This is a genomic window from Nitratireductor sp. CH_MIT9313-5 (assembly GCF_037029545.1).
Classification (GTDB): Bacteria; Pseudomonadota; Alphaproteobacteria; order Rhizobiales; family Rhizobiaceae; genus Chelativorans.
In genome coordinates, this window is the sequence record NZ_JAYMER010000011.1 from 533110 (window position 1) to 554608 (window position 21499).

17 protein-coding genes are annotated in these 21499 nt (G+C 59.7%); 15 read left to right on the forward strand and 2 right to left on the reverse strand.

What is annotated here, in order from left to right; translation table 11 throughout:
- A partial coding sequence (locus tag WA367_RS06545) for an Ig-like domain-containing protein (protein ID WP_336055969.1) occupies nucleotides 1-2656 on the forward strand: 2656 nt, incomplete at its 5' end.
- Between the two features lie 78 nt (nucleotides 2657-2734).
- On the opposite strand, the gene WA367_RS06550 is transcribed toward WA367_RS06545, so the two are convergent.
- Entirely contained in the window at nucleotides 2735-3580 is an 846-nt protein-coding gene (locus tag WA367_RS06550) for a 3-keto-5-aminohexanoate cleavage protein (RefSeq protein ID WP_336055970.1), read from the reverse strand.
- Between the two features lie 144 nt (nucleotides 3581-3724).
- Here WA367_RS06550 and WA367_RS06555 point away from each other — a divergent pair, with 144 nt between their 5' ends.
- The 4 genes from WA367_RS06555 (at nucleotide 3725) to WA367_RS06570 (ending at nucleotide 9475) form a co-directional block, all read left to right on the forward strand.
- Nucleotides 3725-5065: an aspartate aminotransferase family protein gene (locus WA367_RS06555; protein WP_336055971.1), complete on the forward strand. Its 1341-nt coding sequence runs from the start codon at nucleotides 3725-3727 to the stop codon at nucleotides 5063-5065.
- Between the two features lie 219 nt (nucleotides 5066-5284).
- Nucleotides 5285-6262 carry a TAXI family TRAP transporter solute-binding subunit gene (locus tag WA367_RS06560; protein ID WP_336055972.1) on the forward strand — a complete coding sequence of 326 codons (978 nt, stop codon included), beginning with the start codon at nucleotides 5285-5287 and terminating at the stop codon, nucleotides 6260-6262.
- A gap of 100 nt (nucleotides 6263-6362) precedes the next feature.
- Complete coding sequence (locus WA367_RS06565; protein WP_336055973.1) at nucleotides 6363-9038, forward strand: TRAP transporter permease; 2676 nt, start codon at nucleotides 6363-6365, stop codon at nucleotides 9036-9038.
- 11 nt (nucleotides 9039-9049) lie between these two features.
- Nucleotides 9050-9475: a universal stress protein gene (locus WA367_RS06570; RefSeq protein ID WP_336055974.1), complete on the forward strand. Its 426-nt coding sequence runs from the start codon at nucleotides 9050-9052 to the stop codon at nucleotides 9473-9475.
- Nucleotides 9476-9510: 35 nt separating this feature from the next.
- Here the strand turns inward: WA367_RS06570 and WA367_RS06575 are convergent, their stop codons facing one another.
- Entirely contained in the window at nucleotides 9511-10536 is a 1026-nt protein-coding gene (locus WA367_RS06575; RefSeq protein ID WP_336055975.1) for a LacI family DNA-binding transcriptional regulator, read from the reverse strand.
- A gap of 188 nt (nucleotides 10537-10724) precedes the next feature.
- Here WA367_RS06575 and WA367_RS06580 point away from each other — a divergent pair, with 188 nt between their 5' ends.
- The 10 genes from WA367_RS06580 (at nucleotide 10725) to WA367_RS06625 (ending at nucleotide 21498) form a co-directional block, all read left to right on the forward strand.
- Nucleotides 10725-11960, forward strand: a complete 1236-nt coding sequence (locus tag WA367_RS06580) for an ABC transporter substrate-binding protein (RefSeq protein ID WP_336055976.1) — start codon at nucleotides 10725-10727, stop codon at nucleotides 11958-11960.
- Between the two features lie 77 nt (nucleotides 11961-12037).
- Nucleotides 12038-12934, forward strand: coding sequence for a carbohydrate ABC transporter permease (locus WA367_RS06585; protein ID WP_336055977.1), 897 nt, complete (start codon nucleotides 12038-12040; stop codon nucleotides 12932-12934).
- Nucleotides 12927-13868, forward strand: a complete 942-nt coding sequence (locus WA367_RS06590) for a carbohydrate ABC transporter permease (protein ID WP_336055978.1) — start codon at nucleotides 12927-12929, stop codon at nucleotides 13866-13868. The genes WA367_RS06585 and WA367_RS06590 overlap by 8 nt, the downstream gene beginning before the upstream one ends.
- Before the next feature lie 3 nt (nucleotides 13869-13871).
- On the forward strand, nucleotides 13872-14960 hold the full coding sequence (locus WA367_RS06595; RefSeq protein ID WP_336055979.1) for an ABC transporter ATP-binding protein: 1089 nt from the start codon (nucleotides 13872-13874) through the stop codon (nucleotides 14958-14960).
- Nucleotides 14961-15028: 68 nt separating this feature from the next.
- On the forward strand, nucleotides 15029-15778 hold the full coding sequence (locus WA367_RS06600) for a sugar phosphate isomerase/epimerase family protein (RefSeq protein ID WP_336055980.1): 750 nt from the start codon (nucleotides 15029-15031) through the stop codon (nucleotides 15776-15778).
- 10 nt (nucleotides 15779-15788) lie between these two features.
- On the forward strand, nucleotides 15789-16940 hold the full coding sequence (locus WA367_RS06605; protein ID WP_336055981.1) for a Gfo/Idh/MocA family protein: 1152 nt from the start codon (nucleotides 15789-15791) through the stop codon (nucleotides 16938-16940).
- Entirely contained in the window at nucleotides 16937-17983 is a 1047-nt protein-coding gene (gene mgrA, locus WA367_RS06610; RefSeq protein ID WP_336055982.1) for an L-glyceraldehyde 3-phosphate reductase, read from the forward strand. The genes WA367_RS06605 and mgrA overlap by 4 nt, the downstream gene beginning before the upstream one ends.
- Complete coding sequence (locus WA367_RS06615) at nucleotides 17980-19590, forward strand: glycoside hydrolase family 43 protein (protein WP_336055983.1); 1611 nt, start codon at nucleotides 17980-17982, stop codon at nucleotides 19588-19590. Before mgrA ends, WA367_RS06615 begins: the two co-directional genes overlap by 4 nt.
- Entirely contained in the window at nucleotides 19587-20414 is an 828-nt protein-coding gene (locus WA367_RS06620) for a TolB family protein (RefSeq protein WP_336055984.1), read from the forward strand. Before WA367_RS06615 ends, WA367_RS06620 begins: the two co-directional genes overlap by 4 nt.
- Before the next feature lie 19 nt (nucleotides 20415-20433).
- On the forward strand, nucleotides 20434-21498 hold the full coding sequence (locus tag WA367_RS06625) for a sugar phosphate isomerase/epimerase family protein (RefSeq protein WP_336055985.1): 1065 nt from the start codon (nucleotides 20434-20436) through the stop codon (nucleotides 21496-21498).
- The last annotated feature ends 1 nt before the right edge of the window (nucleotide 21499 follow it).

The following is a 21499-nucleotide window of genomic DNA, read 5'->3' on the forward strand; positions in this document are numbered from 1 at the left end:
GCCTGCCGATCTGGCTGACGGCACATGGACAGCGACGGCCATCCAGACCGACATTGCGGGCAATGTATCCGGTCCGTCGAACAGTCTCCCGGTGACGGTGGACACGACCATCATTCCGCCCACTATCGATAGCTTCAGCGATGATACTGGCGTTCAGGGTGACGGGATAACGAGCGACGATACGCCAAGCTTCGCTGGTACATGCGAAGACGGAGCCTCTGTCACGCTGACCTTCACGCGCTATGACAACGCCAACAACCCGGTGGAGTCCTTCTCCGATCTTGCGGTGACGACCGGAGCGACATGGGCGTATGATAACTTCATCAACATGTCTGATGGGCGCTGGGAGGTCACGGCCAGCCAAACCGACATAGCGGGGAACGTGTCAGCAGAATCGGCACCCTTTGAGGTGACGATCGACACAACGACACCGTTCCTGACATTCGAAGCGATGTCCAACGACTATGAGGTGGCGGACGATTACACCACCCATACGGACAGCACACAGCTTTCAGGTCGTGCCGACCCTGGTGCTGTTGTGGAGCTGACCATGGATGGCGTGCCTCTTCCGTCGGTCGTTGCAGATGCGAACGGCATCTGGGAGAGCGGCTCTATTGACCTTTCAGGCCTCGCAGGCGGTGCAACCGCTGAACTTGTAGCGCGGGTCACCGGCGTCAACGGCCTCTTTTCCGAAGAAGCCCGAACGATCTCGCTTGTCGATCGCATCGACGATCTGGCGCTCGCCCACGACGTGACTTTAGTTGGTCAGGCGGCTGACGATGATTTCGGCAAATCAGTGAGTAATATCGGTGACTTCAATGGCGACGGCATCGATGATTTCATCGTGGGTGCCTACCAGAATGATCTCGGCGGCACCAGTAACGCCGGTGCTGCATACATTATGTACGGAAGTTCGGAGGGTCGACTGGACAACCTGAACGTCAGTTCACTCACGGCCGAGCGCGGTTTCAGGATTATCGGTCAGGAGGCAGGAGATCAGTTTGGTCTTAGTGTTTCGGGCGCGGGGGATGTGAATGGCGATGGTTTGATGGATGTGATCATCGGTGCGCCCCGCTTTGAGCAGGGGGGGCTGGCTGGCCGGGCATATGTGATTTACGGAAAGGCCGGACATACCAATATGGACATAACAAGTTTGCCGACGGCCGACGGTTATGAGATTACCAACTCCGGTGTGCATGCAACGGGTTTCTCCGTTGCTTCCGCCGGCGACGTGAACAACGACGGCATCGATGACATGCTGGTCGGCGCGACCACGGATTCTGCCGGTGGCAGCGGTGCTGGGGCGGCCTATCTGGTTTTCGGTCAGGCTGGTACTCCCGCCTCGGTTAACCTTGCTGCGCTTACACCTGCTCAAGGCATCAAACTTACTGGCGACATGGCTGGGGACAGCCTTGGGCGGGCTGTCGCAGGACTTGGTGACGTCAGTGGCGACGGTATTGAAGACTTCCTCGTTACAGCTCAAGCTCAGGACGGAAACGGGACAAACAGTGGGGCAGCCTATGTCATTTTCGGCAAGACGTCGGGATGGGCAAACATTGATCTCTCCAGTCTTGCAGCTGCTGATGGCTTCGCTCTTCTCGGCGCTGCCGCAGGTGATACACTTGGATTTTCAGCCAGCGAGGTAGGTGACTTCAACGGCGATGGCATCAATGATCTCCTCGTAGGTGCACATAATGGTGCCCCTGAAGGTATCGCCTATGTGATCTACGGAGGAACGGATATTGCCAATGTCGATCTTGCCACGCTGACGGCGGCACAAGGCTCTCAGATCAACGGCGTCACCGCGAACGGGCGCTTTGGCCAATCGGTCTCATCTGCAGGCGACGTAGATGGTGACGGTATCGACGATATTATCGTTGGTGTCCCCGGATCGGCCGAGAAAGGTTCAACCACGGGCTCGGCTTATGTCATTTATGGGAAAACAGGAGGCCTGGGAAATATCAACGTCTCAAGCCTTACCACGCAGGACGGGTTCAAGATTGAAGGTCGCATAGCTGGCAGTGAAACGGCTTCAACCGGAGCTGGGTCCGGCACTTCCGTTTCCGGCGCTGGAGACATCAATGGCGACGGGTTTGATGACCTCATCGTCGGCGCCACCGGTCCTTCGGGCACAAGCGGAACCGCTCACATCATTTACGGAACTAGTCGCACTTCCCAGTGGATGGTGTTAAGCGGCACGAATGCCGACGACTGGATCACTGGCGGCTCGTCATCAGACAAGATCAATGGCGGTGGCGGTGCAGACACGATCCTGGCCTATGGTGGAGATGACTTCGTGACCATTACGGACACGAATTTCACGCGGATCGACGGTGGCGAAGGCGAAGACACACTTGTTGTGTCGGGCGGTGGCATACACATCGACATGACTGCGCTCGACGCGCTTGCCGTTCAGGGTATCGATGTCGTGGATCTCACGGGATCGGGCAACAATGAGCTGACGATTACCGAGCAGGATGTGCTGGACATGTCCGACAACGGGCTGTTGCGGATCGACGGCAATACCGGCGATCAGGTTCATGCCGCAGGCTTCACCGATACGGGGGCGGATCAGGTGGTTGGAGACAGCACCTATGATGTCTACACATCGGGAGCGGCAACGCTGTGGGTGGAGCAGCAGACCTTGATCAGCTGACCGCCTTCGGCCGAAGAGAAGATGAAAGGACATGCGGTCTCGCTAGAGGTCGCATGTCCTGTTTGTGTTCACAGTCGCTCAGCAACGCTGCAGAAGCTTTTGCCAATCACTGCGAAGGGCCTCTGCGGAACGGGTTGAGATAGCAAGGCTTGCGAGCGTATCTGCTACCACCTTCACAGTCTGCGCATTGCTTTCAGCCACGCTGCCATCTGGCAAGGCGGTGTTGTTCTCAAAACCCACCCGCACATGGCCACCCAACAAGGCAGCTGATGTCACGCAGGCGGCTTCCTGTGGTCCGAAGGCGCAAACCATGAAGTGCGAGAATTTCGGCTGACTTGCCGCAAGAAAGGGTAGGAGGTCGGCGGGGGCGGAGCGCTGGCCGGCTGTATAGCGCCCCAGAACGTAGAGCACGGGCAGGTCCTCGAATGGAACCAGACCGCGCTTGATGAGGTCGTTGAGGCGGACCGCTTCATCCGGACTGTACAGGATGATTTGAGGCATGATCCCCTCGCGCGCCATGAATGCGAGAAGCTCGGCAAAACTCCTTTCGTGCCCGGCATCCGGAACGAGCTCGCGCAGCGCAAGGGAGGCAGCCTCGGGCCGGACCTTTCGCACGATCTCGGCCTGGAAATCCGGCTGGTATCGGCCCAATGCCTCGGTCGTGATCTGCAGGACGAGCCTGTCACCCACAGCTGCGCGTATCGCGCTGATGGCTTCGACATAGGCCTGCGCATCCAGCAGATGGTTCTGGTCCCGATCACGCACATGAATGTGGAACATTGCCGCACCCGCCTCAAGGCAGGCGGAAGCGCAGGTCGCAAGTGCGTCAGGCGTCACCGGCACGCAGGCATGGTCGGCGGTGGTAAGGCGTCCCCCATTGGGCGCGACAGCGATGGCGACCTGTCGTGTTTCGTTCAGGCTCAAGGACTTGTCTCCTCCCGTATCAGGAAAACACGCAGATGCCGCGTTGCATCATCTGATACACTCGTCTATTCGCGCTTGCCCGACAGTGCAATGCATTGCAAGCGGGACGCAAAGCAGAGGCTCAGGAGAGCCATGGAGACGGTCATGACGCGCATACTTCATCGCCAGATCGGCGCGAACCTGCCCACGGCCGTGGATGGGCAAGGCGTTGAAATCATCGATCACGAGGGGCGCCGCTATATCGATGCCTGCGGGGGTGCCGCGGTATCCTGTCTTGGCCATGGTCATCCCGACGTCATCGCCGCCGTAAAGGAGCAGGCCGAGCGCATGGCCTATGCGCATACGGGCTTCTTCACCAATGAACCCGCCGAGGAACTGGCCGAAAACCTCATCGCAAATGCGCCTGACGGCTTGTCCCACGTCTATTTCGTGTCCGGCGGCTCGGAGGCAAACGAAGCGGCGCTAAAGATGGCGCGGCAATATTTCGTGGAGAAGGGCGAGCCACAGCGGCGCAACATCATTGCCCGCCGTCAAAGCTATCACGGCAACACTTTGGGAGTGCTGGCCGCCGGCGGAAACAAGTGGCGGCGCGCGCAGTTCTCTCCGCTTCTGATCGAAACCCACCACATCAGCCCTTGCTACGCCTATCGGCACCAGGAGCAGGGCGAGAGTGAAGAGGAATACGGTTTACGCGCAGCCAACGAACTGGAGGCGAAAATACTGGAGCTTGGCGCGGACAGCGTCATGGCTTTCATGGCGGAACCCGTCGTCGGTGCGACCGCAGGTGCGGTACCCGCGGCAACAGGGTATCTCAAGCGTATCCGCGAGATTTGCGACAAATACGGCGTTCTGCTGATCCTGGACGAAGTCATGTGCGGGATGGGCCGCACCGGCACATTGTTTGCCTGCGAGCAGGACGGAGTGGCGCCTGACATCGTGACCATAGCCAAGGGACTGGGTGGCGGCTACCAGCCGATAGGTGCTGCGCTCCTGTCGCAGAAAATCTTCGACACCTTCGCGCAGGGCTCCGGCCTCTTCCAGCACGGACACACCTATATCGGGCACCCCACCGCATGCGCTGCCGCGCTGGCCGTGCAGAAAGTGATCGAGCGCGACGAACTCTTGCAGAATGTTCGGGAAATGGGCGCCTATCTGCGCCAGGCGCTTGATGAGCGCTTCGGGCAAAATCCGGCTGTGGGCGATATCCGCGGCCGCGGCCTTTTTATCGGTATCGAGCTGGTGGCGGATCGGGAGACAAAACAGCCCTTCGACCCGGCCTTGAAGTTGCATTCTGCCGTAAAGCGCGAGGCCATGGCGCGCGGCTTGATGATCTATCCCGGCGGCGGGACGATTGATGGAAAGAACGGAGATCACATTCTCCTGGCACCGCCCTTCATCATCAACAGGGAAATCGCCGATCAGATCGTCGAGCGACTGGACGGCGCATTGTGCGCTGCGGTAAGTGCAGCATCATCAACGGCTTAGATCGGCTCCACATCGGTCATATGGCGTTCGTGTAATTGCGGCAAATTGACTGCTGGAAGGTGCAACGTTGACTAAAATCGTTCGGCGGGACACCCTTCCATGTTCAGGGTGCCGCTGTCGGCCAGATATCCCTGCACGCGGGTTTCTGATCACGGCCGGCAAATGCTCCTCAAGGAGCGACCCCAACTTCGACGTGCAAGTCAGATAGGGAGACAGAATATGAAAGCTAACCGGTTTCTTGGTCTCGGCGTAGCCGCGGCACTGTTCGGCACGCTCTCCGCAGGTGTCGCATCGGCACAGGACCAGCGCTTCGTTTCGGTTGGCACCGGTGGTGTGACCGGCGTCTACTACCCGGTCGGCGGCGCGATCTGCCGCCTGATGAACCAGAACCGCCGCGAGCACGGCATCCGCTGCTCGGTGGAATCCACGGGTGGTTCGGTCTTCAACGTCAACGCCATCAAGGGCGGTGATCTTGAGTTCGGTGTCGTGCAGTCCGACGTGCAGTACAACGCGTTCAACGGCGAAGCTGCCTTCGCTGACGGTGGCGCACACGAAAACCTCCGTTCGGTCTTCTCGCTTCACGCAGAGCCGCTGACGGTTGTTGCACGCAAGGACGCAGGCGTTTCCGAGTTCGACGAACTCAAGGGCAAGCGCGTCAATATCGGCAATCCGGGTTCCGGCCAGCGCGCACTCATGGACCTTCTCATCGAAGCCAAGGGTTGGACGAGCGGTGACTTCTCGCTGGCAGCCGAACTTGCTCCTGCCGAGCAGGCTTCCGCGCTCTGCGACAACAATATCGACGCCTTTGCCTACACGGTCGGTCACCCGGCCGGCGCCATCGAGGAAGCCACGACGACCTGCGACAGCGTGATCGTGTCGGTTGAAGGTGAAGTCGTCGACAAGCTCGTCGAAGACAACCCCTACTACTTCAAGGCCACCATTCCCGGCGGCATGTACAAGGGTACCGATTCCGACGTGAACACCTTCGGTGTCGGCGCGACCCTCGTGACCTCCGCAGATGTTCCCGAAGATGTTGTCTACACCTTCGTGAAGTCCGTCTTCGAGAACTTCGATTCCTTCAAGAGCCTGCATCCGGCGCTGGCAAATCTGACGCCAGAACAGATGGTTGGCCAGGGTAACTCCGCTCCGGTCCACCCCGGTGCAGAAAAGTACTACAAGGAAAAAGGCTGGCTCTAAGAGCCGGTATCAGGGCGCCCTTTCGGGGCGCCCTTTTTCGCTCCGGCTTCAGGGGGTGAAGCGGGCGCAACCACAACAACACTTCTGACGGGGACATCAGATGGCCGATAATCAGAAAAATGTTGAAGGCACAGGCGGACCGCTCTCCAATGATGAGCTGCAGGACCTTGTCGCGTCCAGCGACACAGGCGCGCGCAGCCCGGCGGGAAGTGCCGGCTACATCATCGCAGGCGTTGCGCTTTGCTGGTCGCTCTTCCAGCTCTATATCGCCTCGCCGCTGCCCTTCATGCTGTCGAGCCTGACGGGCATGTCGCTCGTCCTCAACGACGCGCAAACGCGCGCGATCCACCTCGCATTCGGCCTGTTCCTGGCCTATATGGCATTTCCTGCGCTTTCCTCCAGCCCACGCGATCGCATCCCCGTGCAGGACTGGGTGCTTGCCATATTGGCAGCTTGCAGCGCCCTCTATGTCTTCGTCTTCTATCGCGACCTTGCCCAGCGCCCGGGCCTGCCCATCACGCAGGACCTGATCGTTGCCGGCATGGGCATGCTTCTTCTGCTCGAAGCCACCCGCCGCGCACTCGGTCCCCCCTTGGTGATCGTTGCGGTGGTCTTCCTGGCCTACGTCTTCTTCGGCTCCTCGACCCTTGTGCCCGATATCATCCGTTGGGGTGGAGCCTCCTTCAGCCGCGCCATGGACCAGATGTGGCTGTCGCCCAACGGTGTATTCGGCGTCGCGCTCGGCGTGTCCTCGGCCTTCGTCTTCCTCTTCGTCCTGTTCGGATCGATGCTAGACAGGGCAGGGGCGGGCAACTTCTTCATCAAGCTGGCTTTCGCGCTTCTCGGCCACTTGCGTGGCGGACCTGCGAAAGCTGCGGTTCTGGCGTCGATGATGACCGGCCTGATCTCCGGTTCCTCAATCGCAAATGTGGTGACCACCGGCACCTTCACCATCCCGCTCATGAAACGCGTCGGCTTCAAGCCCGAGCGTGCGGGTTCGGTTGAGGTGGCAAGTTCGGTCAATGGCCAGATCATGCCTCCAGTCATGGGTGCTGCGGCATTCCTGATGGTGGAATATGTGGGCATTTCCTATCTGCAGGTCATCAAGCACGCCTTCCTGCCAGCCGTGATTTCCTACATTGCGCTGCTCTATCTCGTGCATCTGGAAGCCGTGAAGAACGACATGCCGATGCTGGAAAAGCGCCAGACGCATCCGGCAACTGTCGCGTTGCTGCGTGCGGGCATAACCATCGCGTCCATCGTCATCCTTGCTGGCGCGATCTACTATGCAATTGCGGCCGTGCGCTACGTTATGCCGGGCATCTCCGCTCCGGTCCTCATCCTCGCGCTGCTCGGGATCTATGTTGCGCTGGTTTGGTACGCGGCGCAGACGCCGGATCTGGAACTGGATGATCCGAATGCGCCGGTGGTCGAACTGCCGGTCGCCACGGAGGTCCTGCGGACCGGTCTGCACTACCTGCTGCCGCTGGTCGTGCTGGTCTGGTTCCTGATGATCGAGCGTTCATCGCCGGGGCTTTCAGCCTTCTATGCCGTGCTGCTCTTGATCGTGATCATCCTGACCCAGAAGCCGCTGAAAGCGCTGTTCCGCGGTTTGCAGTCATCGCAACAGGTCGCCGCGTTCCGCGAAGGCTTTGAAGACCTCATTGCAGGTCTCATCACCGGTGCGCGCAACATGATCGGCATTGCCTGTGCAACGGCGGCTGCCGGTATCATTGTCGGTACCGTCACGCTGACGGGCATCGGGCAGGTCATGGCCGAGTTCGTGGAGTTCCTCTCAGGCGGCAACATCTTCCTGATCCTGGTCTTCACGGCACTCATCTCGCTGGTGCTGGGCATGGGCCTGCCGACCACGGCGAACTACATCGTCGTCTCCTCGCTGATGGCACCTGTCATCGTGCAGCTCGGAGCGGCGAATGGCGTGCTGATCCCGCTCATCGCGGCTCACATGTTCGTCTTCTACTTCGGCATCATGGCCGATGTGACGCCACCCGTGGGGCTTGCCTCCTTTGCGGCAGCAGCAGTGTCGGGTGGTGATCCGCTGAAGACGGGCTTTACCGCCTTCTTCTACTCGCTACGTACGGTGCTTCTGCCCTTCATCTTCGTCTTCAACACGGACCTGTTGTTGATCGATGTGAGCTGGCTGGGCGCGATCTGGATATTCTGCCTGGCGACCGTGGCCATGCTGATATTTGCAGCCGCAACCCAAGGTTTCTTCATGGTGAAGAGCCGTCTTTGGGAATCTGCGGCGCTGCTGCTCGTCACCTTCATGCTTCTGCGTCCGGGCTTCTTCCTCGACCTGGTGCAGGACCCTTACAATCAGGTCGAGCCGCAGCAGATCTTCGAGGCAGTCGAAGCGGAGCCCGACAATGGCGAGATCCGTCTCGTTATCCAGGGGCCAAGTTTCGAAAATCCCGACCAGATGATAAATCGCACCATGGCATTCGGCCTTGGTGAGGCAGGTGCAGACGGCCAGACGCGCTTCGAACAGGCGATTGGTCTGCCGGTGCGCATCGAAAACGGCCTCGTCATCCTGGATGAGCCCATGGACATGAACAGCCTTGCAGGCAAGACCCTGTCGAACATGGACTTCTACATGGATGAGCCGGTGCAGATCACTGCGGTGGAAGTGAGTGCGGAACGCATGCCGCGCGAGATATTCTATATCCCGGCGCTTCTGCTGCTTGGCCTCGTGGTCTTCCTGCAACGCCGTCGTGGGGGCACCCTTGCCGGCAATCCCCGTCCGGCCACTGCTTGAGGAGAGCCCTGATGTACAAGGACATCCTGGTATCGATCGATCTTGGAAATGCCGACACCGAGATGCGCGCATTGGAGACCGCGGTCGAATATGCGCGCAGCTTCGGAAGCCGCCTGCACATCATGACGGTGGTGCCGGATTACGGAATGTCGATCGTGGGTGGATTCTTTCCCAAGGAGCATGAGCAGAAGGCGATCGACTCCACGAATGCGGCTCTGCACGAGTTCACGAAGAAACACGTACCGGCCGAGGTGAAGCATCGCCATATTGTCGGACACGGCTCGATCTATCGCGAAATTCTGAAATACAGCGAGAAGATCAATGCCGACCTGATCGTGCTTTCGGCAAAGAGGCCGGGCCCGGAAGACTATCTTCTGGGACCCAACGCCGCCCGCGTCGTGCGTCACGCGCAGATCTCGGTTCTGGTCGTGCGGTAGGCCAGAACCGGCCATACTCCGATCAAGCGGCCGCGTCAGTTTCCTGCTGGCGCGGCCGTGCTTTTTCTGACGATGAGTTCAACCTCGAGAATTTCGTCCCTTACCGCTGGACTTGCACTCTCGATCTGTGAAAGCAGCAATTCTGCAGCCTTTGTGCCAAGCTTGTGGCGCGGCTGGTGAATGGTCGTGAGGGGTGGAATATAGTGGCGCGCAATGTCGATATCGTCGAAGCCGACGACGGATACATCCTGCGGCACGCTCAGGCCGTGAAGGCTAAGCTTCGAGATGAAGCCGCAGGCCATCTGGTCGCTGGCGCAGAAAACGGCACTTGGCCGATCCTTGAGCTTCAGCCATTTCTCCGCAGCTTCAGCGCCCGACTGAAGTGAAAAGTCGCCATGGAAGAACCAGTCGTCACGAATGGGCAGCGCATGCGCTTTCAGGCTCTCACGCGTCCCTTCAAGCCGCGTGGTGGTAAGCACATTTCCATCCGGCCCCGTCACATGCCCGATTCTGCGGTGCCCCAGCTCGACCAGATGCTGCACGGCGAGGGAAGCGCCTGACTGGTTGTTGATGGCGACATGGGGCAGATCGGTTCCCTCGGCCCACTCACAGGCGAAAACCAGGGGCGGTTGCCCTCCGCCGGGGCGGTGGCGTGACAGGAAATCGCCCGCAAGCGCCCCGTCAAGCGAAATGAACCCGTCTGCACGCGTGCCGTTCAGATGCATCACGATGCGCTCCGGCTCCATACCCGGCTGCTTCGTGTCCACGAAAAGGACGGAATAGCCGCGCGTGGCCGTGGCGTTTTCGATGCCCGCGAGAATACGCGAGAAGAACGGATTTCCCAGATCAGGAACCAGCACCATTATGGCACCTGTGCGCTGGCGGCGCAGATTGCTTGCCGTCACATTCACCTGGTAACCGGTCGTCCGTATGGCTTCCATAACCGTGCTACGCGTCGCCTCGGACACTTTCTCGGGGCTGCTGATCGCCCGGCTGACCGTGGCTGTGGAAACCCCTGCGGCAAGCGCAACATCCTGAATGGTTACGGTTTTTCGGTCCAAGTGATTGCCTGTTCTGCAGCGCCGCCCAATTGGCTTCGACGCTTGTTTCTCGAAAGTGCTTGACACTTTCCTGTCAACAAATCAAGCTTCCATGTAATCGATTGCAAAGCGCGTAAACGAGCGTTTTAATCGATTACATCGGTAGGAGGCCGGTGTTTTCGGGTTTTAAACCCTTCTGGGAGGATGGAATGAAATCTGTAAAGTCGCTTCTGGCTGCATCCACGATGTTGGCAGCCGCAACCGCCGTCAATGCCGCCGAGCTTGAGGTCACCCATTGGTGGACTTCGGGTGGCGAGGCTGCTGCCGTGGCCGAATTCGCCAAGGCGTTCGAGGAAAAGACCGATCATACCTGGGTGGATGGTGCCATCGCCGGTTCCGGCGGTACGGCGCGCCCGATCATGATCAGCCGCATCACCGGCGGTGACCCCATGGGTGCCACGCAGTTCAACCACGGCCGCCAGGCCGAGGAACTGGTGGAAGCCGGACTGATGCGCGATCTCACCGAGCTTGCCGAAAAGGAAGGCTGGAAGGATGTTGTGAAACCGTCCAGCCTGCTCGATAGCTGCACCCTCGACGGCAAGATCTATTGCGTTCCGGTCAACATCCACTCCCAGCAATGGCTGTGGCTCTCCCACAAGGCGTTCGAGGATGCGGGTGTGGACGTGCCAACAAACTGGGATGAATTCGTCGCAGCCGCTCCCGCGCTTGAGAAGGCTGGAAAGATACCTCTCGCCATGGGCCAGCAGCCCTGGCAGACCACGCTTGCCTTCCAGGTTCTCCTGACGGCGCTGGCCGGGCCTGAAGCCTATACCCGTGTCTTTGGCGACAAGGACGCCGAATTCGCCGGTGGAGAAGAACTCGCCAAGGTCTTCGAGGCCGCCGCAAAGGCGCGTGAAATGTCGGCCAAGTCGAATATCCAGGAATGGAACCAGGCAACCAGCATGGTCATCAATGGCGAAGCCGGTGGCCAGATCATGGGTGACTGGGCGCAGGGCGAGTTCCAGGTGGCCGGCCAGACCGCCGGTGAGGACTATACCTGTCTGCCGGGCCTTGGTGTGAATGAGGTTATCCAGACCGGCGGCGATGCTTTCTACTTCCCCGTCGTAGACGATGAGGAAGTGTCTGCAGCACAGCTTGAACTTGCTTCTGTGATGTTGTCGCCCGACACGCAGGTTGCGTTCAACCTCAAGAAGGGATCTCTGCCGGTGCGTGGCGACGTCGACCTTGAGGCAGCCAATGACTGCATGCGCAAGGGCCTCGACATTCTCGCCAAGGGCAACATCATCCAGGCGCCCGACCAGCTCATGTCCGCGGACTCGCTCACCCAGGTCAACGACCTGTTCGTCGAGTTCTTCAATTCACCTGACATGAGCGCAGAAGATGCACAGAAGCGTTTCGCCGATCTGATCGCCAACGCGGACTGATCGTCGGGTTTGGCCGGCGTGACTCACGCGCCGGCCGGCTTCTTCTTCTTCAATATCCGAGCATTTGAGGTGCGGGCATGGCTGCGACGCGAAGGCCGCCGACGCTGTTCAGAAACCTGAACGCAAAGATCGCTGCGATACCGATGATCCTGACGGCCCTCGTCGTTTTCGTGGGCGGGACTGCCTGGACGGTGGTCTATTCCTTCACCAATTCGCGCCTGCTGCCGCGCGAGAAATTTGTCGGGCTGGATCAGTATGAGCGGCTTTGGTCGAGCAACAAATGGCTGATCTCTATCGAGAACCTGTTCATCTACGGCATCTGCTCGCTGGTCCTTTCGCTGGTCATCGGGTTCGTGCTCGCCGCCCTGCTTGACCAGAAAATCCGCTTCGAAAACACGTTCCGCACGATCCTGCTCTATCCCTTCGCGCTGTCCTTCATCGTGACGGGACTGGTGTGGCAGTGGATCCTCAACCCGCAATTCGGCATCCAGGCCGTAGTGCGTTCGCTGGGCTTTGAAAGCTTTTCATTCGATCCGCTCTACAACCCCGACATCGTGATTTACGGCATCCTCATCGCTGGCCTCTGGCAGTCCACGGGTCTCATCATGTGCCTGATGCTGGCTGGCCTTCGCGGCATCGACGAAGACATCTGGAAAGCCGCTCGCATCGACGGCATCCCGATGTGGAAGACCTATCTCTTCATCGTCATCCCGATGATGCGGCCTGTCTTCATCACCACGCTTGTCATCATCGCTTCGGGCATTGTGCGGGTCTATGACCTGGTGGTCGCCCAGACCTCAGGCGGACCGGGCATCTCGTCAGAAGTTCCCGCGAAATACGTCTATGACGCGATGTTCCTGTCGCAGAATCTCGGGCAGGGCTTCGCCGGCTCCACCATGATGCTTCTGGCCGTGATCATCGTCATCGTGCCCTGGGCCTATCTCGAATTCGGCGGGAGGAAGCGTCATGTCTAATACCGGCGCACTGAACATCGCGGCCGCCGGCGCTGATGCTGCCGCACAGGATCTGGCAGGTCCCCGCGGAGCACGCCCGAAACGCGCGCTCTCAGGTCGCAACATCATGATCTACGGCACGCTGGCGGTCGTCTCGCTCTACTACCTGCTGCCGCTTTACGTGATGATGGTGACGTCGCTTAAGGGCATGCCGGAAATCCGTATGGGCAACATCTTTGCCCCGCCCATGGAGATCACCTTCGAACCATGGGTCAAAGCCTGGGCAACCGCCTGCACGGGGCTAAACTGCGAAGGCCTGTCGCGGGGCTTCTGGAACTCGGTGCGCATCACCGTGCCTTCGGTCTTCCTGTCCATAGCCATTGCCTCGATCAATGGCTACGCACTCGCCAATTGGCGCTTCAAGGGCGCGAACCTGTTCTTCACGATCCTGATCGTGGGCGCCTTCATCCCCTATCAGGTAATGCTCTACCCGCTGGTGATCATCCTGCGTGAAATGGGCCTTTATGGCAGCCTGACCGGCCTCGTCCTCGTGCATTCGGTCTTCGGCATGCCGATCCTGACGCTGCTCTTCCGCAACTATTTCACTTCCGTGCCGGAGGAGCTGTTCAAGGCCGCCCGCGTTGATGGCGCCGGTTTCTGGGGCATCTATTTCAAGATCATGCTGCCCATGAGCCTGCCGATCTTCGTGGTCGCCATGATCATCCAGATCACCGGCATCTGGAACGACTTCCTTTTCGGTGTCGTCTACACCAAGCCCGACCTCTATCCGATGACGGTTCAGCTCAACAATATCGTCAATTCGGTCCAGGGCGTGAAGGAATACAACGTCAACATGGCGGCCACCATCATCACGGGGCTCGTGCCGCTGATCGTCTATTTCGCATCCGGAAAACTCTTCGTCCGCGGTATCGCCGCAGGCGCGGTGAAAGGGTAGGGCATGTCCAGCGTACTCATCAACGATCTGTCTCTCTCCTTCGGCGAGGTCAATGTTCTCCAGAACCTCGATCTGGAAATCGGCAAGGGCGAGTTCCTGGTGCTTCTCGGTTCGTCCGGCTGCGGCAAGTCCACCTTGCTCAATTGCATTGCCGGATTGCTCGACATCACCGACGGGCAGATCTTCATCAATGGCCGCAACGTCACCTGGGAGCAGCCCAAGGATCGCGGCATTGGCATGGTGTTCCAGTCCTATGCGCTCTATCCGCAGATGACGGTGGAGGGAAACCTCGCCTTCGGCCTGAAGAATGCGGGCCTGCCCAAGGACGAGATTGCCAAGCGCATCGCACGCGCGGCCGAAATCCTGCATATCGAGCCGCTGTTGAAGCGCAAGCCCGCCCAGCTTTCCGGCGGCCAGCGCCAGCGTGTGGCCATCGGGCGGGCATTGGTGCGTGATGTGGATGTCTTCCTCTTCGACGAACCGCTGTCCAATCTGGATGCCAAGCTGCGTGCGGAACTGCGCGTGGAAATCAAGCGGCTCCATCAGCAGCTTGAGAACACGACCATGATCTATGTCACCCACGACCAGATCGAAGCCATGACGCTGGCCGATCGCATCGCCATCATGCGTGGCGGCGCCATTCAGCAGCTGGGTGATCCCGCGACCATCTACAACAAGCCGGTGAACAAATATGTCGCCGGTTTCATCGGCTCGCCCAGCATCAATTTCGTCGAGGGCGAAGTGCATCCCAACGGCGTGCCCTATTTCAAGGCCGGTGGCTTCGAAGTGCCGCTGGAACGCTACGAGTTTGCCGGAAATGGCCCCGAGGGCGGCAGGGCAAGCTTCGGTATCCGCCCCGAACATGTCTTCATGGGCCGCGCAGCCGAAGGTCTACCCTATCAAGCGGAAACCACCGTCGAGGTGATTGAGCCCATGGGCGCGGATACGCTCGTCTGGTCACGGCTTCACGGCCACGAATTGCGCTTCCGGGTGGACGGCCAGACCTCCCTCTCCAAGGGCGAGGTGGTGCCGATCGGTTTCGATCCTGCACGCGCCTCGCTCTTTGACGCAAATACGGAGGCGCGGCTCTAGCGCCTTCCAGACAATCCTGTTGAACCAACTGGCGTGCCCTCAGAGGCCGCCTCTGTGCGGAGTGGACAATGATTGATTTTTCCTACCAGCTTTACTCTTCCCGTGAGTTCCCGCCGCTTGCAGACACGCTGAAGCTGCTGAAATCGCTGGGCTATGGTCAGGTTGAGGGCTATGGCGGCGTCTATTCCGATCTCCCCGCGCTCAAGGCCGCGCTTGACGAGACGGGTCTGAAAATGTCCACCGGCCATTTCGGACTCGACATGATCGAGGGGGAGCCGGAAAAGGTGCTGGAGATTGCCAATACCGTTGGCATGGAAGCCGTCTTCTGCCCGTTCCTGGTGCCCGATCAGCGCCCGGAAGACGCCGCAGGCTATGCCCGCTTTGGTGAGCGGCTGCAAAAGGCAGGCGAAAGGCTGAAGGAAGGCGGTCTCTCCTTTGGCTGGCACAATCACGATTTCGAGTTTCGCGCGCTGCCCGATGGCTCCATCCCACAGGAAGAGATTTTCCGCGGCGGGCCGGATCTGCCCTGGGAAGCCGATATTGCCTGGATCGTGCGCGGCGGTGGCGATCCGCTCGAGTGGATCGAGAAGCACGGTGATCGCATCATCGCCATTCACGTGAAGGATATAGCGCCTGAAGGTGAGTGCGAGGATGAAGACGGCTGGGCCGATGTCGGCACCGGCACTATGGACTGGAAAGCCATCATGGATGCCGTGCGCACGCGCACCAACACCCGCTTCTTCGTCATGGAGCATGACAAGCCGAATGATCACGAGCGCTTTGCGCGCCGCTCGATCGAAAACGCCAAGCAATATTGAGGAGCCGATCATGACGAAGACACTCGGCGTCGGAATCATCGGATGCGGCAATATTTCGGCGGCCTATATGAAGCTCTCGCCGCTTTTTCGCGGTATCGAAGTGCGCGCCTGCGCAGACGTGAACCCGGAAGCTGCCAAGGTGCGCGCAGAAGAGTTCAAGCTGCGTCAGGAGACGGTGGACGGGCTTTTGGCATCCGATGATATCGATATCATCGTCAATCTCACCATCCCCTCCGCACATTACGAGATTTCGCGCCGCGCTATCGAAGCGGGCAAGCATGTCTACTCCGAAAAGCCCTTCGTGCTTTCGGTGGAGGAGGGGCAGGCGCTTGCAAAGGCTGCCGAGGAGAAGGGCGTTCGCGTTGGTTCGGCACCCGACACGTTCCTTGGCGGCGCGCACCAGCTTGCCCGCCACATCGTCGACAGCGGCCAGATTGGCAAGATCGTCAGCGGCACCTGCCATGTGATGAGCCACGGCATGGAGCACTGGCATCCAAATCCGGACTTCTTCTTCCTTCCCGGCGCCGGTCCCGTGCTGGATGTCGGGCCCTATTACGTCACCAACCTCATCCAGCTCATCGGTCCGGTGAAGCGGGTGGGAGCGCTGTCTTCGATCCCGGCGAAGGAGCGCACCATTCTTTCCGAGCCACGCAAGGGCGAAAAGATCCCGGTCGAGACACCCACGACCATTCATGCGGTCATGGAGTTCGAAAGCGGCGCGATCATCACGCTCGGCGCGAGCTGGGATGTCTGGCACCACAAGCACTCCAACATGGAGCTTTATGGCGAGAAGGGCTCGCTGCATGTGCCCGACCCGAATTTCTTCGGCGGCGATCTCGCCGTGACCGAGGAAGGAAATGTTCTGGATGAACTGCCGGATTGGCCGCACCCCTTCGCAGTGCCCAATCAAGGGCTTGAAGAAGGGCGTCCGCTGGCCAATTATCGCGCTGCCGGTTTGGCCGACATGGCGCAAGCCATTATGGAAGGCCGGCCACATCGCTGTTCACTGGAAATGTCGCTTCACGCCATCGACGTGATGACGTCCATCCTCAAATCAGGTGAAACGGGCAGCTTCGTCACGCTGCAGACCACATGCGAACGCCCCGCGGCGCTCGGCGTGGATGCGGCTGGAGACCTGCTCGCAGAAAAGGAACTTGCATGACCTGGCAACCCGCCGAAAACCGCTACGACAACATGGTCTATCGCCGCTGTGGCCGTTCGGGCCTCAAGCTGCCGGCGATTTCGCTGGGCCTGTGGCACAATTTCGGAGAAGACGCGACCCACGCCAACAAGCGCGCCATCTGCCGCAAGGCATTCGATCTGGGCATCACCCATTTCGATCTGGCGAACAATTACGGCCCGCCTCCCGGTTCCGCGGAGGTGGCTTTCGGCGAGATCCTGCGGACTGACTTTGCAGGTTATCGCGACCAGCTCATCATCTCGTCAAAGGCCGGCTACGACATGTGGCCGGGGCCTTACGGCGAGTGGGGCAGCCGCAAATATCTGATCGCAAGCTGCGACCAGAGCCTGAAGCGCATGGGCCTCGACTATGTCGACATCTTCTACTCCCACCGCTTCGATCCGGAAACGCCGCTTGAAGAGACGATGATGGCGCTCGACCATATCGTGCGTTCCGGCCGCGCGCTCTATGTCGGCATCTCGTCCTACAATGCCCAGCGCACGCGCGAGGCAGCGGCCATCCTGAAGGAGCTTGGCACGCCGTGCCTGATCCATCAGCCGAGCTATTCCATGATCAATCGCTGGGTCGAGGATGACGGGCTTCTCGATGCGCTTGATGATCTTGGCATCGGCTCCATCGTCTTTTCGCCGCTGGCGCAGGGCATGCTGACCGACAAATATCTGAATGGCATTCCCGAAGAGAGCCGTGCAGCACAGGGCAAGTCGCTTCGCAACGAGTTCCTGAACGAGCGCAACATCAACAATATCCGCGGCCTGAACGAGATCGCGAAGAAGCGCGGTCAGACGCTGGCGCAGATGGCGCTGGCCTGGGTTCTTCGCGGTGGCCGCGTGACCACGGCGCTTATCGGTGCATCCAAGCCTTCACAGGTGGAAGACTGCGTCGGTGCACTCGGCAATCTCGAATTCACAGATGCGGAGCTGGCGGAAATCGACACCTTTGCCCGCGATGCCGACATCAATCTGTGGGCCGCATCGGCCGAACGAAAGGGTCCAAAACGCAAATGATCGTCAACCCCATCCTGCCCGGCTTCAATCCTGATCCGTCCATCTGCAGGGTGGGGGACGACTACTATATCGCGACATCAACCTTCGAGTGGTATCCGGGCGTCCAGATCCACCACTCGAAGGATCTTGTAAACTGGCGGCTGGTCAAGCGTCCGCTGGCGCGCAAGTCGCAACTCGACATGCGCGGCAATCCCGATTCCGGTGGCATCTGGGCGCCGTGCCTGTCTTATGCAGACGGGTTGTTCTGGTTAGTCTACACGGATGTGAAGCGCATCGACGGCAACTTCAAGGATGCGCACAATTACATCGTTACCTCGCCAACGATCGAAGGCCCGTGGTCCGATCCGGTCTATGTGAATTCTTCCGGCTTTGACCCGTCGCTTTTTCATGATGATGACGGGCGCAAATGGTTCGTCAATCTGGTCTGGAACCATCTGACGGATTCCGTTGGCGGCAATCCGAAACACCCGGCCTTTGGCGGTATCCTGCTGCAAGAGTATGATGCCAAGGCCGGAAAGCTGGTGGGAGAGGTGAAGAACATCTTCGCAGGCAGCGCGCACGGTCTGACCGAAGGTCCGCACCTCTTCAAGCGCGATGGCTGGTATTATCTGACCGTTGCGGAAGGCGGCACCGGTTACGACCATGCGGTTACCATGGCGCGCTCGCGCCAGATCGACGGGCCATATGAGCTTCATCCCGACACGCATCTGATCTCCTCGAAGGATGATCCCGGAGCACCATTGCAGCGCGCAGGCCACGGCCAGATCGTGGAAACGCCTTCGGGCGAGGTCTATCACACGCATTTGTGCTCGCGCCCGCTGCCGGGCACCCGCCGCTCGCCTCTGGGGCGGGAGACGGCGATCCAGAAATGCGTCTGGAAGGATGATGGCTGGCTTTACCTGGAGCAAGGCGGGGTCGTGCCCTCGGTCGAAGTGCCAGCACCGGAAGGTGCGGCGGAGCCTCAACGGCCCGAGCCCATTCGCTACGACTTCACCGACACCACGCTACCGCGCGATTTCCAGTGGCTGCGTACGCCAGAACCCGGCCGCATCTTCACGCTGACCGGCAGCGCGCTTCGCCTCCATGCACGCGAATCCATCGGCAGCTGGTTCGAACAGGCACTGGTGGCGCGCAGGCAGGAGCATTTCTCCTTCCGTGCCGAAACGCGGCTGGAATTCGAGCCGGTCAATTACCAGCAGATGGCCGGCATCACGCACTACTATAACCGCCACAAATTTCATTTTCTCGGCGTGACTCACGATGCAAAAAAGGGCCGTGTTCTGACGATCCTGAGCTGCCCCGGCGAATGGCCGGACGGGCGCCTGTCATTTCCGCTGGCAGAGCCGGTGCAACTGCCCGATGGTCCGGTTGAACTGGCCGCTGAAGTCAATGAGGCCGAGCTTCAGTTTTACTTCCGCAGCGGCGATGAGGACTGGCAGGCAATTGGCCCCGCCCTTGATGCCAGCGTGATTTCCGACGAAGGCGGGCGGGGCGAGCATGCGTCCTTCACCGGCGCCTTCATCGGCATGGCTGCCTTCGATACGAGCGGCAGCGCCATTCCCGCCGATTTCATCCATTTCTCCTATGCACCCGGAGAGGGGGCATGAAGAGTTTCCTCGAGATCTACGACTTCGGAACGCAGGCAAGCCGCATGGTCTGGCAGACACCGGATCATGTGGAAGCGCCCAACTGGGCGCCCGATGGCAGCTTTCTGGTATTCAATGGCTCAGGCCTGATCTACCGGCTCGATTTGTCCGAGGGCGCGCAGCCGCAGTGTATCGACACCGGATTCGCCACGGGTTGTAACAATGATCACGGCATCTCGCCGGACGGATCGCTACTCGTCATCTCCGACAAGACCGAGACGGGCAAATCCTGCATCTACACGCTGCCAATTGAGGGCGGAACGCCGCAGCGGGTAACCGAAGAAGTGCCATCCTGGTGGCATGGCTGGTCGCCGGATGGAATGAACCATGCCTATACGGCGGTCCGTGACGGCACCTTCATGATCTGCACATGTGCGGTCGATGGCGGAGACGAAATACAGGTGGTCGGCGGGGGCGGGCACTATGACGGGCCTGATTATACGCCCGACGGCAAATGGATATGGTTCAACTCCGACCGCGAGGGCGGCATGCAGCTTTGGCGCGTGCGCCCCGATGGCTCGGACCTGCAAAAAATGACCGATGATGAGCGCGTGAACTGGTTTCCCCATCCCTCGCCGGATGGGAAGCATGTTCTCTACCTTGCCTATGAGGAAGGCACCGAAGGCCATCCCGCAGACCGGGAGGTCGAGCTGCGGCTGATGCCGGCTGAAGGAGGCGCGCCGCGCACACTCATCTCTCTTTTTGGCGGGCAGGGCACGATCAATGTGCCGTGCTGGTCACCTGATTCGGGAAGTATCGCCTATGTCCGCTACGCGCGGACATGATTGAAACAAGGAGGAGATCATGGCTAGCACCATGAAGGGGGCAGGCATCTTCCTGGCCCAGTTTGCGGGCGATGAAGCGCCGTTCAATACATTGCCATCCATTGCCAAATGGGCCGCAGGCCACGGCTATGGCGGCATCCAGATCCCGGCCTGGGACGGGCGGTTGTTTGATCTGGAAAAGGCGGCCAGTTCCAAGGATTACTGCGACGAGGTGAAGGGCATTTGCGCCGAGGCAGGTGTGGAAGTGACGGAGCTTTCGACACATCTGCTTGGCCAGCTTGTTGCCGTTCACCCGGCCTATGATGTGCCATTTGATGGTTTTGCACCGGAGAAGGTGCACAACAATCCGAAGGCCCGGCAGGAATGGGCGGTTCAGCAGATGCTGCACGCCGCCAAGGCCTCACGAAACATGGGGCTGGACGTGTCCGTGTCTTTCACCGGCGCGCTTGCTTTCCCCTATCTCTACCCATGGCCACAGCGCCCCGAAGGCTTGATTGACGAGGCCTTCACCGAACTTGCAAAACGCTGGAAGCCCATTCTCGACGCTTATGAGAATGAAGGCGTTGATGTCGCCTATGAGCTGCATCCGGGTGAAGACGTTTTCGATGGCGCCACATTCGAGATGTTTCTCGAAAAGCTTGATGGCCACAAGCGCTGCACGATCAACTACGACCCCTCGCATTTCCTGCTGCAACAGCTCGATTATCTGGCGTTCATCGACATCTATCACGAGCGCATCAAGGCCTTCCATGTGAAGGATGCGGAGTTCAATCCCGATGGTCGTCAGGGGGTCTATTCCGGCTATCAGGGCTGGATGAACCGGGCCGGCCGCTTCCGCTCTCTCGGCGACGGTCAGGTGGATTTCACCGGCATCTTCTCCAAGCTCGCGCAGTATGACTATGACGGCTGGGCCGTGCTCGAATGGGAGTGCTGCCTGAAGCACCCCGAAGATGGTGCGGCAGAAGGCGCGCCCTTCATCGAAAACCACATCATCCGCGTGACTGAGAAGGCATTCGACGACTTCGCCGGTGGGTCCACCGACCGGGCAAAGCTGCGCGCCATGCTTGGCATCGGGGAGGGCTGAC